This window comes from Leclercia sp. LSNIH8, from assembly GCF_002920195.1.
Classification (GTDB): domain Bacteria; phylum Pseudomonadota; class Gammaproteobacteria; order Enterobacterales; family Enterobacteriaceae; genus Enterobacter.
Genome location: NZ_PQJY01000011.1, coordinates 1 through 13,659 on the forward strand (window position 1 = coordinate 1; position 13,659 = coordinate 13,659).

The window sequence follows — 13,659 nt, forward strand, 5'->3', positions numbered from 1 at the left end:
CGGTAATGACTCCAACTTATTGATAGTGTTTTATGTTCAGATAATGCCCGATGACTTTGTCATGCAGCTCCACCGATTTTGAGAACGACAGCGACTTCCGTCCCAGCCGTGCCAGGTGCTGCCTCAGATTCAGGTTATGCCGCTCAATTCGCTGCGTATATCGCTTGCTGATTACGTGCAGCTTTCCCTTCAGGCGGGATTCATACAGCGGCCAGCCATCCGTCATCCATATCGCCACGTCAAAGGGTGACAGCAGGCTCATAAGACGCCCCAGCGTCGCCATAGTGCGTTCACCGAATACGTGCGCAACAACCGTCTTCCGGAGCCTGTCATACGCGTAAAACAGCCAGCGCTGGCGCGATTTAGCCCCGACATAGCCCCACTGTTCGTCCATTTCCGCGCAGACGATGACGTCACTGCCCGGCTGTATGCGCGAGGTTACCGACTGCGGCCTGAGTTTTTTAAGTGACGTAAAATCGTGTTGAGGCCAACGCCCATAATGCGGGCGGTTGCCCGGCATCCAACGCCATTCATGGCCATATCAATGATTTTCTGGTGCGTACCGGGTTGAGAAGCGGTGTAAGTGAACTGCAGTTGCCATGTTTTACGGCAGTGAGAGCAGAGATAGCGCTGATGTCCGGCGGTGCTTTTGCCGTTACGCACCACCCCGTCAGTAGCTGAACAGGAGGGACAGCTGATAGAAACAGAAGCCACTGGAGCACCTCAAAAACACCATCATAGACTAAATCAGTAAGTTGGCAGCATCACCGGAACGATAATGGAGAGTATCCACAGCAGGAGAACAGAGCGCTCTCCTGCAGTGTCAGCAAATTCAGCCCGGCTGCTGTGCCGGTTCCAGGTGTGCATTTCGTCCGGCAGCCATTCCTGTGCAGGCACCAGCGACCGCGATTGCTGCGGTCATCAGTAATGGCAATGTCCAGCCTCCGGACAACTCCTGTACTTTGCCCAGCAACAGCGGACCCATCGCCGCCATCAGATAACCGACGCTCTGCGCCATGCCTGACAGCGCGGCGGCGTCACCGGCATTTTTGGTACGTAGCCCGATGAAGGTCAGGCCCAGCATCATACTGGCACCCGAGCCGAAGCCGAGAAGAGCAGCCCACAGCATCGCCAGATTTGGCAGGTATAGGATGCCGATAAAGGACGCAGCGGTTAACAGGCTGACGCCGGCAGCGGCTGCTTTCTGATCGTTGAGGCGACGCAGCGTGGCCGCCAGAATCAGGCCGGGAATAGCTGTGGTCAGCTGAAGAATGCCGTGTACTTCACCGGCCTGGGCTGAGGAGAGTCCACTGTCCGTTAGAATGGCGGGTAGCCAGCCGACAGCAACATAAAACGGCATCGCATTCAGGCCCATAAACAAGGTGACCTGCCATGCCAGAGGCGAGCGCCAGACCGCGACGGTCGCCGCTTTTTTCTCACCCTCTCCTGGCAACTGATGCTTCATCTTTAACTGGGGCAACCATAAAAGCAACGCAAGCAGCGGTGCAATAACCAGCATGGCTAACGCGATGTTCCAGCCCCAGCTCTGCGTCAGAGGAATGACAATGGCTGAACCAATAGCACCAGCCGCGCCCATGGTGATGGAATATGCCCCCGTCACGGAAGCCACGTTGCCAGAAAAGTCACGTTTGATAAGGCCAGGCAGCAGGACATTGCCGAGGGCAATCCCGATACCTATCAATATGGTTCCGCCATAAAGCGCCCAGACACTGCCTGCGGAGCGAAGCAGGATGCCCGCTGAAATCACGGCCAAGGCACCAAAAAGGGTGCGTTCAAGACCGTACTTGTGTGAGATGGATGCGCTCAGCGGTGAAAAGGCGGCAAAGGCCAGCAAAGGCAGCGAGTTAAGCAACCCAACGGCAGTAATACTTAGCCCAAAATCATGGCGAATAGACTCTAAAACGGGTGCGATAGCGGTAAAAGGAACACGCAGGTTGATAGCTATAAAAAGGATGCCGGTCACAAGTATGATTGAAGACCACTTGTTCGTAGTGTGGGACATAAATTTTGCTTTTTCTGGTAAAAAGAAAGACTTTAAAGGACGCATGAGTTACAGAATATAGATAATCTGACAACATATAACTAAATCATGCCAGTTAATAAAAAACCGGTGACCTCACCGGATGAGTTTAATGCCGATGCTTTCAGTCAGGCTGCTATCGCGCTGCATGTATCATCGTCAGGCGAGTATGCAGGTCAGAGTCCGCACTCTCACCGTAAGGGACAACTTATTATCTCTTTGCGCGGTGCAGTGAGCTGTGAGGTTGAGGATGCGCTGTGGCTTGTTCCACCGGGACATGCTGTCTGGGTTCCGGGTAAAATTCCCCACAGTTGCCGGGTCACGAAGAATGCAGATACCTGCTTTTTGTTCATCGAACCCGGCGCGGCAGCGATGCCGGAAATCTGCTGTACCCTGGCGATGACTTCTCTGGTCCGCGAGCTTGTTCTGTATCTGGCAGAGCAGGGACAGGCTTATTCTCCTGACAGTAAAACTGCCAGGCTCGCAGCGGTGCTGCTGGAGCATATTCCGGATGTGCCGGTTGAAGCGCTCCATCTTCCCGTATCCGATCATCCTAAAATCCGGAATATGGCGGAGGCACTTTTTAATGAGCCTGATGATCGGCGAACGTTAAAGCAGTGGGCTGCACATCTGGTCACCAGCGAACGATCGCTGGCCAGGCTGATAAAAGAGGCGACAGGAATGAGCTTTGGTCGCTGGCGTCAGCAACTGCATTTGATGATTGCCCTGAGCCATCTGGCTGAAGGTCAGTCCGTGCAGCGTGTAGCCGGAACGCTGGGATATGATTCGGTCAGCGCGTTTATTACGATGTTCAGAAAAGCGCTGGGTAAATCACCGACGCAATATTTTTCGTCTCTAAACTAATGCAAAACAACACAAACCGAATTTTTATAAAGAACGTCAACGTCCGCTGTTCGCTCATTGCTGCCTGTCATTCCTGCTTAAAAAACAGGCTTAACGTAGGATATTTTCCGTTTTCCAAGCGGCCCCCAGATAGCATCACGCTCAATCCGAGGCGGGAAAAACAAGACGCATAGATTAATCAGGACCGATAACTTTGTTGACGATCCTAAGAAGACCATGAGTTTTTTTAAATTATAGTTACAACATACATAAGAATAGAGTTACATCCCTTGCAACCTGAAATACCCTCACAAATATGAATCAGAGAGCCCATCTCAACCAATAATCGAATTCCGTGCACAGCGGCAACAACTGAGCCGAGACTAACCCTGAATAGCGCCGCCGCCCCGGGCGAAGCCCGGGAGTAGTGTCGCTTTTAATGATGGATGTTGTAACTAGGTTATGAGCCGCTGTAAATAGTGCACCGGTAAGTATAGGAATACACGCTCGTAAGCGCCTCAATCGGCGCTAACTCGGAGATACGCCCCGGCAGCGGCTTCGCCTTGTCGGGACCACTCCGGCCGCGTAATTCAGCGTCTGAATAGCTTTAAGTGGATTAACGCTTTATAGGGCAAGGGTGGGGACAGGTGATCCCTTCTGCTCCTTTACCGGCTTCACCGGGCTACGGTGCCACCGAACGGAATAAATCCAGTTTAGGCTAGCGGCCGCGCCTCTATGCCGGTTCAAGGTATCTAAACCTCGACAGGTTTGATGGCGCCTTCAGAAGAACTCATTAGCAGGGGAAATATCGCGACTCATTGGTTTACCGATAATTCTAAAAAAAACCGAATTCATCGAATTCACTAATCTGAATTCATCCGCCAGTTCATCCGGGAACGGCTCTGGCAAGCAGTGCCCGCAGTCATACATGACCGACCTGATAACGTCTGGCCTTCTTCGCTCAGTAACGTTTTGTGTCCAGGACGTCAGTCTTCACAGCTGTCAAATCAACGCTATTTCATAAGGCGGCTCACGTTTTTATGTCATGAGCCGCGCTTTTCCGGCTGGAACGTTCCACCCACTCGGTCACTGTGATTTAATATGCTAAACCGGTTTAATTAAGTTTAGCTTTGGAGGGTTTTAGCATGAATGCAAAAGTTTGGGTTCTGGGCGACGCGGTGGTGGACCTGCTGCCGGAGAGCGAAGGGCGCCTGCTGCAGTGCCCTGGAGGCGCGCCGGCTAACGTGGCGGTAGGGGTTGCCCGCCTTGGCGGCAACAGCGGATTTATCGGCCGCGTCGGCGGTGACCCGTTTGGCCGCTACATGCGTCATACCCTGCAACAGGAGCAGGTCGACGTCAGCCATATGTATCTCGACGATCAGCACCGCACGTCCACTGTGGTCGTCGACCTTGACGACCAGGGGGAACGCACCTTTACCTTTATGGTACGCCCCAGCGCGGACCTGTTCCTGGTTGAAGAAGACCTGCCACAGTTTGCCGCCGGACAGTGGTTGCACGTCTGCTCCATCGCGCTCAGCGCCGAGCCCAGCCGTAGCACTACCTTCGCGGCGATGGAGAGCATCAGGTCTGCCGGCGGTCGGGTCAGCTTTGACCCTAATATTCGTCCCGATCTCTGGCAGGATCAGGCTTTGCTGCTAGCCTGCCTCGATCGCGCTTTGCACATGGCCAACGTGGTAAAGCTATCGGAAGAGGAGCTGGTCTTCATCAGCAGCAGTAATGATTTAGCATACGGAATCGCCAGCGTAACGGAGCGCTATCAGCCAGAATTGCTACTGGTGACCCGGGGCAAAGCGGGGGTGCTTGCCGCGTTTCAGCAGAAGTTTACCCATTTCAACGCCCGGCCTGTGGCCAGCGTGGACACCACCGGCGCGGGAGACGCATTTGTCGCCGGACTGCTCGCCAGCCTTGCGGCTAACGGGATGCCAACGGACATGACCGCACTGGAACCGACACTCACGCTTGCACAGACCTGCGGCGCCCTGGCCACCACAGCCAAAGGTGCGATGACCGCCTTGCCCTATCAGCGCGATCTCAACCGTCAGTTTTAATCCTTAAAGCCGCTTTGCGCGGCTCACTTTGTTGCATGCATCACATTTATTAAACCGGTTTAGCATATTTGTTTTAAGAAAAACAAAGGTCGGGCTTAACATAGCGCCTAAACCGGTTTAGCAAAAATTATAATTTTCCATTTTTACTTTTGGGATGCCAACAGCATGTACAGAAAAAGCACACTTGCGATGCTTATCGCTTTGCTAACCAGCGCTGCCTCAGCCCATGCGCAAACGGATATAAGCACCATTGAAGCCCGACTCAACGCGCTGGAAAAACGCCTGCAGGAGGCAGAAAACAGGGCGCAAACGGCGGAAAACCGCGCCGGGGCGGCGGAGAAAAAAGTTCAGCAACTCACCGCGCAGCAGCAAAAAAACCAGAACTCGACTCAGGAAGTGGCTCAGCGTACCGCCAGACTTGAGAAAAAAGCCGATGACAAAAGCGGATTTGAGTTTCACGGTTACGCCCGCTCCGGCGTGATAATGAATGATTCCGGCGCCAGCACCAAATCCGGAGCCTACATAACGCCGGCAGGTGAAACCGGCGGAGCTATCGGCCGTCTGGGAAACCAGGCCGATACCTATGTTGAAATGAATCTTGAACATAAGCAGACCCTGGATAATGGGGCCACGACCCGCTTTAAGGTGATGGTCGCCGACGGGCAAACCTCTTATAACGACTGGACTGCAAGCACCAGCGATCTGAACGTTCGTCAGGCCTTTGTCGAATTGGGTAACCTGCCGACGTTCGCTGGGCCATTTAAGGGCTCCACCCTGTGGGCCGGGAAACGTTTCGACCGCGACAATTTCGATATTCACTGGATTGACTCTGATGTCGTGTTCCTCGCCGGTACCGGTGGTGGTATCTATGACGTGAAGTGGAACGACGGCCTGCGGAGTAATTTCTCCCTGTACGGGCGTAACTTCGGCGACATTGATGATTCCAGCAACAGCGTGCAGAACTATATCCTCACCATGAATCACTTCGCAGGTCCGCTGCAGATGATGGTCAGCGGTCTGCGGGCGAAGGATAACGACGAGCGTAAAGATAGCAACGGCAATCTGGTAAAAGGCGATGCGGCAAACACCGGCGTGCATGCGCTGCTCGGCCTGCATAACGACAGTTTCTACGGCCTGCGCGACGGTAGCAGTAAAACCGCTCTGCTTTATGGTCATGGTCTGGGCGCAGAGGTTAAAGGTATCGGATCTGATGGCGCACTTCGTCCGGGAGCCGACACATGGCGCATTGCCAGTTACGGCACCACGCCGCTCAGCGAAAACTGGTCTGTTGCCCCGGCAATGCTGGCGCAACGCAGTAAAGACCGCTATGCCGATGGCGACAGCTATCAGTGGGCAACATTCAACCTGCGTCTGATTCAGGCAATCAATCAGAATTTCGCTCTCGCCTACGAAGGCAGCTACCAGTACATGGATCTTAAACCCGAAGGTTATAACGATCGTCAGGCGGTGAACGGTAGCTTCTACAAGCTCACCTTCGCCCCGACATTTAAGGTCGGCAGTATCGGTGATTTCTTCAGTCGCCCGGAGATTCGTTTCTATACCTCCTGGATGGACTGGAGCAAAAAACTGAATAATTACGCCAGCGATGACGCCCTGGGCAGTGACGGTTTTAACTCGGGCGGCGAATGGTCTTTCGGTGTGCAGATGGAAACCTGGTTCTGACGGCTTACGCCTGATGACAGGAATAGCCGGGGGTCAGAGCATCTTTGTCACCCCGGGCTCAGCTAAGACGCAGAAAAAGCGCTCCCGTGAACGCGGGACGACAACATAAAAATGTTTAAGCCTTAAGAGGGTACTATGGATTTTGAACAGATTTCCTGCTCGCTGCTTCCGCTTCTTGGAGGCAAAGAAAATATCGCCAGCGCCGCGCACTGCGCCACGCGCCTGCGCCTGGTGCTGGTCGATGATTCGCTGGCCGACCAGCAGGCCATCGGCAAAGTTGAAGGGGTGAAGGGCTGTTTTCGTAATGCCGGACAGATGCAGATTATTTTCGGCACCGGGGTGGTAAATAAGGTCTACGCTGCCTTTACTCAGGCGGCGGGTATTAGCGAATCCAGCAAATCGGAAGCCGCCGACATCGCGGCAAAAAAGCTCAATCCGTTCCAGCGCATCGCCCGCCTGCTATCAAACATCTTCGTGCCGATAATCCCTGCCATCGTCGCCTCTGGTCTGCTGATGGGCCTGCTGGGAATGGTCAAAACATACGGCTGGGTTGACCCGGGCAACGCCATCTACATCATGCTGGATATGTGCAGCTCGGCGGCATTTATCATTCTGCCGATTCTGATTGGCTTTACCGCCGCCCGCGAATTCGGCGGTAATCCTTATCTCGGCGCGACGCTTGGCGGCATTCTGACTCATCCAGCGCTGACTAACGCCTGGGGCGTGGCCGCGGGTTTCCACACCATGAACTTTTTCGGCTTCGAAATTGCCATGATCGGCTATCAGGGTACGGTGTTCCCGGTACTGCTGGCAGTATGGTTTATGAGCATCGTTGAGAAGCAGTTGCGTCGCGCAATCCCCGATGCCCTGGATTTGATCCTGACGCCGTTCCTGACGGTGATTATATCCGGTTTTATAGCCCTGTTGATTATCGGCCCGGCCGGTCGCGCACTGGGCGACGGTATCTCGTTTGTCCTCAGCACCCTGATTAGCCACGCCGGCTGGCTCGCCGGGTTACTGTTTGGCGGTCTCTATTCAGTTATCGTCATTACCGGTATTCATCACAGCTTCCATGCGGTTGAAGCCGGGTTGCTGGGCAATCCCTCCATCGGCGTCAACTTCCTGCTGCCGATTTGGGCGATGGCCAACGTCGCTCAGGGCGGAGCCTGTCTGGCGGTGTGGTTCAAAACCAAAGATGCAAAAATTAAAGCCATTACTCTGCCCTCGGCGTTTTCCGCCATGCTGGGCATCACCGAGGCGGCGATTTTTGGTATTAACCTGCGCTTTGTGAAGCCATTTATTGCGGCGCTGATTGGTGGTGCGGCGGGCGGCGCATGGGTGGTATCTGTACACGTCTACATGACCGCGGTCGGCCTGACAGCGATCCCCGGCATGGCCATCGTGCAGGCCAGTTCGCTGTTGAACTACATTATCGGGATGGTTATCGCCTTTGGCGTCGCCTTTACGGTCTCCCTGGTTTTGAAATACAAAACGGACGCTGAATAATGTCTCTTCCATCACGACTGCCTGCGATTTTGCAGGCCGTAATACAGGGCCAGCCACGTGCGCTGGCCGATAGCCACTATCCGCGCTGGCACCTTGCGCCGGTCACCGGGCTGATGAACGACCCCAACGGCTTTGTCGAATTTGCCGGACGCTATCACTTGTTTTATCAGTGGAACCCGCTCGCCTGCGATCATACGTTTAAGTGCTGGGCGCACTGGAGCTCCCCCGATCTGCTGCACTGGCAGCATGAGCCCATTGCGCTGATGCCGGACGAAGAGTATGACCGTAACGGCTGCTACTCCGGCAGCGCGGTGGATAACAACGGTACGCTTACCCTGTGCTATACCGGCAACGTGAAGTTTGCCGACGGAGGGCGAACCGCCTGGCAATGCCTGGCAAGGGAAAGCGCCGACGGCACCTTCCGCAAAATCGGCCCGGTCCTGCCGCTGCCGGAGGGCTACACCGGCCACGTGCGCGACCCAAAAGTCTGGCGACACGAAGACCTGTGGTACATGGTGCTGGGTGCGCAGGATCGGCAAAAGCGCGGCAAGGTGCTGCTGTTCAGCTCTGCGGATCTCCATCAGTGGACGAGTATGAGTGAAATCGCCGGCCACGGCATCAATGGCCTCGACGACGTCGGCTATATGTGGGAGTGTCCGGATCTTTTTCCTCTCGGCGACCAGCATATTCTAATCTGCTGTCCGCAGGGGATTGCCCGCGAGGAAAAGTGTTACCTGAACACCTACCCGGCAGTATGGATGGCGGGCGAGTTTGATTACGCTAGTGGCGCTTTCAGCCATGGCGAACTGCACGAACTGGACGCCGGCTTTGAGTTCTACGCCCCGCAAACCATGCTTACCAGTGATGGCCGTCGTCTGCTGGTCGGCTGGATGGGCGTGCCGGAGGGCGAAGAGATGCTTCAGCCGACCCTCATCAACGGCTGGATCCATCAGATGACCTGCCTGCGTGAGCTGGAGTTTATCAACGGTCAGCTCTATCAGCGTCCGCTACGGGAACTGAGCGCCCTGCGCGGTGAAGCGAACGGCTGGTCGGGGAACGCCCTGCCGCTGGCACCGATGGAAATCGATTTGCAAACCCGCGGGGACGATATGTTGAGCCTCGATTTTGGCGGCGTATTAACCCTTGAGTGCGATGCCAGCGGACTCCGCCTGGCCCGACGCAGTCTCGCCAGCGACGAGATGCATTATCGTTACTGGCGCGGAAACGTCCGCTCGCTGCGTGTTTTCATCGACCAGTCGAGCGTGGAGATTTTCATAAACGGCGGTGAAGGGGTGATGAGCAGCCGCTACTTCCCGGCCTGCTCCGGTCAGCTAACATTCTCCGGCATCACGCCGGACGCATTCTGCTACTGGCCGCTGCGAACTTGCATGGTAGAATAAGCGTTTTGCTTCAGGCTCATGGCGTCGTAATGAAAACCAAACGCGTAACCATTAAAGATATAGCCGAACAGGCTGGCGTCTCCAAAGCGACCGCCAGCTTGGTACTGAATGGTCGTGGCAAGGAGCTGCGCGTGGCGCAGGAAACGCGTGAGCGCGTACTGTCGATTGCCCGTAAGCATCACTATCAGCCAAGCATTCATGCCCGCTCGCTGCGCAACAACCGCAGCCACACCATCGGGCTGGTGGTGCCGGAGATCACCAACCACGGCTTTGCGGTCTTTGCCCATGAGCTGGAGATGCTGTGCCGCGAGGCGGGCGTCCAGCTGTTGATCTCTTGTACTGATGAAAACCCCGGTCAGGAGAGCGTGGTGGTCAATAATATGATTGCCCGCCAGGTCGACGGGATGATCGTCGCTTCCTGTATGCACAACGATGCCGACTATCTCAAACTCAGCCAACAGCTGCCAGTGGTGCTGTTTGACCGGTGCCCCAATGAAAGCGCGCTGCCGCTGGTAATGACCGATTCGATTACCCCAACGGCGGAACTGATTTCCCGCATCGCGCCTCAGCATAGCGATGAGTTCTGGTTTTTAGGCGGTCAGGCGCGTCTGTCGCCCTCCCGCGATCGTCTGACCGGGTTCACGCAGGGTTTGGCTCAGGCGGGTATTGCCCTGCGCCCGGAATGGGTGATCAACGGCAATTACCATCCCAGCTCCGGCTATGAGATGTTTGCCGCACTCTGCGCGCGCCTTGGGCGGCCGCCTAAGGCGCTATTCACCGCCGCCTGCGGGCTGCTCGAAGGGGTTCTGCGCTATATGAGCCAGCACCATTTACTCGACTCCGATATTCATCTGACGAGCTTTGACGATCACTATCTTTATGATTCGCTGTCGCTGCGTATCGACACTGTCCAGCAGGATAATCGCCAGCTGGCCTGGCACTGCTACGATCTGATAAGCCAGCTGATCGAGGGCGATACGCCCGAAACGCTACAACGCTACCTGCCCGCAACGCTGCAGTTTCGGCATCAGTAATAACTGAGTATTTTTGAATAGCGACGCTGGATGCCGATTGGTCTGAACGGCCCGGCGATCGCCGGGCATACCATTGGCGCCGGCATCGTGCTGGTAACGACCATATTAGGGCGTTTGAGCAGTTGCCTGGCCTCACGCAGGGAGACTGGATTAACTGACCGCTGACAAAATGCCTGACAATGACAGTCCGTTTTGTGCCAGAAGCGAACATAACATATAACTAAATGAGTCAGTCCTCAGAAAACTGGTTTACGTTACAAAGTATTTAGCGCTTACCATTAAGCATACGGTTGCTGCCATTGCCTGACATGTTCGATTAGGGCGCGTAGTTTTGGCGCTATATTCCGGCGTTGAGGAAAGTACAGATAAAAGCCAGGAAAATGGGGAAGAAAATCATCAAGCATTGAAACAAGTTGACCATTTTCAATATACGGCCTGAATGTTTCCTCAGGGGCAAATGTTATACCTCCACCGGCAAGAGCCAGCCTCAGCATGAGACGCAGGTCATTAGTTGTTATTCGCGGTTCTACCGCCACGTCGAAAGCTCTCCCGTTCTCCTCAAATTCCCAGCGATAAGGAGCAACATCCGGGGAAGGACGCCAGCCGATACACTGATGATGTACAAGCTCACGCGGATGAAGAGGGGCGCTACAAGCAGTGAGATAGGATGGGGACGCAACCACCATTTCACGTTGCTTTTCTGTAAGCGGGACGGCAATCATATCCTTCTCGATCACATCTCCGAGCCTTACGCCAGCATCATAACCAGCGGCCACAATATCAAATTCCTCATCTATCACGACAATATCGATCGTCACGGCTGGATTAGCAGCCGCAAACGAGGCGATCAGCGGACCTGAAAGAAACTCTTCAGCTATGGAGGTCACCGCGATCCTCAGAAGTCCACGTGGCGTGCTGTCGGATGCAATATCTTCGAACGCAGCGTCAATGCTGGATAAAGATAATGACAGGGATGTACGCAGTCGTTCTCCCGCTTCAGTCAGGTTTACTGAACGTGTTGTCCGCATTACCAGCATTGTGCCGAAAGTATCCTCAAGCCGCCGTATTCCCTGACTAACCGCCGAGCGCGTAACCCCCAGCCGGGCTGCGGCTATGGTGAAATTACGCTCTTCAGCAACCGCGATAAAAACAGGTAAAAGATTGAGATCAATTTTCATTGTTTAATTCTGCTAATCACTGAGTCCAGTAAAAGCAGGATACTGGAACTAATCATAAAGGTCTATCATCTCTCTGAACTCAACTGAAGGAGCACATCATGGATAAAGTTATATTAATTACCGGCGCGTCAAGTGGCATTGGGGAAGGCATTGCCAGAGAGCTTGGAAAAGCAGGTGCGAGAGTGCTATTAGGGGCGCGCAGACTGGATCGTATCGAAGCCATTGCAGCAGAAATCCGCAGCGCCGGCGGTATGGCTGAAGCGCGTGAGCTGGATGTCACAAACAGACTGTCCATGGCTCATTTCGTGCAGTCAGCGCTTGATAACTGGGGGCGTGTTGACGTTCTGATTAACAATGCGGGCATCATGCCACTTTCACCGCTTGCGGCCGGCAAACAGGATGAATGGGAACGTACGATTGACGTTAACATCAAGGGCGTGCTGTGGGGAATTGGGGCTGTGCTTCCAGTGATGGAAGCTCAGGGTTCTGGCCAGATAATTAACCTTTGACGACGGTTTATCCGGTCTTCATGACCGTCCCCGCACACCCCGTCATTCCCCGAACCGTTCATCAGACGACATCGCTGACCTGTTGCGCATGGCCCATTCCCGTCACGAACGCTGGGGGCCCGCAAGATCAAACGCTGGCTGGAAGACCACCCGGCTTTCCCTATGCCTGATGCACTGCCCCGATGAACGGCGTGAGACCGTGCAGCAGCAGCTGGTCGGGGTGTTTGAACGCTACGGCCTGCCGGACCGGATGACCATGGACAACGGCGAACCCTGGGGCGACACCACCGGCACCTGGACGGCGCTCGAGCTGTGGCTGATGCGCCTGGGGATCCGGGTGAGCCACTCAAGGCCTTATCACCCGCAGACCCAGGGCAAGCTGGAGCGTTTTCACCACCGCCTGAAGGCAGAAGTCCTGCAGGGTAAGTGGTTCGCGGACAGCAGCGAGCTGCAGCGCGCCTTCGACCACTGGCGGACAGCCTATAACCTCGAACAGCCCCATGAGGGGCTGGATATGACGGTTCCGGCCTCGCGCTACCAGCCATCCGCGCGGTAGTACAACAGCCACACAACGCCATCGGAATACGACGGGGGTGTGATGGTCAGGAAGGTGGATATCAGCGGGAAGCTGAGCGTGAAGGGTGTCAGTCTGAGCGCAGGCAAGGCGTTCAGGGGCGAGCAGGTAGGGCTGAGGGAGACACAGGAGGACGGTTATTACGAAGTGTGGTGGTACAACACGAAAGTGTGGGTGATCGACCTGAAGAAAAAGTCGATCACCATGGGTAAAGGATGTTAAAAAGTGTTCACCATGTCCCCGGACCGTACACCGATGAGGATAAGGGGTAGGTGCTATGGCCTGGTTACAGTTTAAGCATAGCACCGGTTTCGAAGCGGGTATAAAAAAGCCTGTCCGGACGGATGGGCTCAAAACGCACTTCCCAGGTTCTGAAACAGGTGCCGGGTGCCTCCCGGTGGCTCGTTACCGGTTATACGAGCCGCAAGCATATTTACATACATCAACCGGATTGTCCCGCCGCACAGGGGGATCCACCACAGTTAAATCTAGTCAGGCTCAAAGCGAAACGCCAGTTCCCGTGTCTGTCAAAGAGGTGGCGACAGCGGACCCTGTAATACCTCAGCCTCACCGTCATCGCAGATATCGAAACCCCGCGTCAGATACCATATCCCCCTGACGATCCGCCCCGTTTGCAGGTCTTCCGTTTCGCCATCGGTGTAGTAAGCTACCTGAACCCTGCCGTTGTGCCGTATCCAGTAGAAACCTTCTTGCATAAGTCCTGCCTTATCTGAATGCTGATAGCCACATAACACATCCTTAATAATATAGGGTATTTTCTGATGAAAGCGGGGAGCAGGATCACACCGCGCGGTACCGGCC

The 13,659-nt window shown here is 54.9% G+C and carries 10 protein-coding genes and 2 pseudogenes; 8 read left to right on the forward strand and 4 right to left on the reverse strand.

From position 1 onward, the window contains the following. Positions 1 to 16: 16 nt before the first annotated feature. Together C3406_RS21995 and C3406_RS22005 are read right to left on the reverse strand one after the other, a co-directional pair. Positions 17 to 714 (reverse strand): IS1-like element IS1A family transposase gene (locus C3406_RS21995; protein WP_225988001.1). Its coding sequence is split into 2 segments (ribosomal slippage): positions 17 to 465 and positions 465 to 714, totalling 699 coding nucleotides; the frame shifts between segments, so codons are not numbered across the junction. A gap of 118 nt (positions 715 to 832) precedes the next feature. Further along, positions 833 to 2,023, reverse strand: coding sequence for an MFS transporter (locus tag C3406_RS22005; RefSeq protein ID WP_103181189.1), 1,191 nt, complete (start codon positions 2,021 to 2,023; stop codon positions 833 to 835). Between the two features lie 87 nt (positions 2,024 to 2,110). Between C3406_RS22005 and C3406_RS22010 the strand changes: the two genes are divergently transcribed. The 6 genes from C3406_RS22010 to C3406_RS22035 all read left to right on the forward strand — a co-directional run bounded on the left by C3406_RS22010 (position 2,111) and on the right by C3406_RS22035 (position 10,576). Next, complete coding sequence (locus tag C3406_RS22010) at positions 2,111 to 2,905, forward strand: AraC family transcriptional regulator (protein ID WP_004958543.1); 795 nt, start codon at positions 2,111 to 2,113, stop codon at positions 2,903 to 2,905. 1,124 nt (positions 2,906 to 4,029) lie between these two features. Further along, positions 4,030 to 4,953 carry an aminoimidazole riboside kinase gene (locus tag C3406_RS22015; RefSeq protein ID WP_000992321.1) on the forward strand — a complete coding sequence of 308 codons (924 nt, stop codon included), beginning with the start codon at positions 4,030 to 4,032 and terminating at the stop codon, positions 4,951 to 4,953. Positions 4,954 to 5,118: 165 nt separating this feature from the next. Next, on the forward strand, positions 5,119 to 6,636 hold the full coding sequence (locus C3406_RS22020; RefSeq protein WP_001393599.1) for a carbohydrate porin: 1,518 nt from the start codon (positions 5,119 to 5,121) through the stop codon (positions 6,634 to 6,636). Positions 6,637 to 6,771: 135 nt separating this feature from the next. Beyond that, complete coding sequence (locus tag C3406_RS22025; protein WP_000345203.1) at positions 6,772 to 8,142, forward strand: sucrose-specific PTS transporter subunit IIBC; 1,371 nt, start codon at positions 6,772 to 6,774, stop codon at positions 8,140 to 8,142. Continuing rightward, positions 8,142 to 9,542 (forward strand): sucrose-6-phosphate hydrolase, encoded by a 1,401-nt coding sequence (locus C3406_RS22030; RefSeq protein WP_062779778.1) that lies wholly within the window; start codon positions 8,142 to 8,144, stop codon positions 9,540 to 9,542. Before C3406_RS22025 ends, C3406_RS22030 begins: the two co-directional genes overlap by 1 nt. Before the next feature lie 29 nt (positions 9,543 to 9,571). Beyond that, positions 9,572 to 10,576, forward strand: coding sequence for a LacI family DNA-binding transcriptional regulator (locus C3406_RS22035; protein ID WP_000851062.1), 1,005 nt, complete (start codon positions 9,572 to 9,574; stop codon positions 10,574 to 10,576). A 278-nt stretch (positions 10,577 to 10,854) separates the two neighbouring features. Here the strand turns inward: C3406_RS22035 and C3406_RS22040 are convergent, their stop codons facing one another. Next, complete coding sequence (locus C3406_RS22040) at positions 10,855 to 11,754, reverse strand: LysR family transcriptional regulator (protein ID WP_062779780.1); 900 nt, start codon at positions 11,752 to 11,754, stop codon at positions 10,855 to 10,857. 98 nt (positions 11,755 to 11,852) lie between these two features. Here C3406_RS22040 and C3406_RS22045 point away from each other — a divergent pair. Then, positions 11,853 to 12,260: pseudogene (locus C3406_RS22045) on the forward strand (SDR family oxidoreductase); the annotation flags it as partial. Between the two features lie 4 nt (positions 12,261 to 12,264). After that, positions 12,265 to 13,059: pseudogene (locus C3406_RS22050) on the forward strand (integrase core domain-containing protein); the annotation flags it as partial. A gap of 305 nt (positions 13,060 to 13,364) precedes the next feature. On the opposite strand, the gene C3406_RS26580 reads toward C3406_RS22050, so the two are convergent. Further along, the gene (locus C3406_RS26580) at positions 13,365 to 13,553 is read right to left on the reverse strand and encodes a hypothetical protein (RefSeq protein WP_103181190.1); all 189 of its coding nucleotides are present in this window, start codon (positions 13,551 to 13,553) and stop codon (positions 13,365 to 13,367) included. Positions 13,554 to 13,659 lie beyond the last annotated feature (106 nt).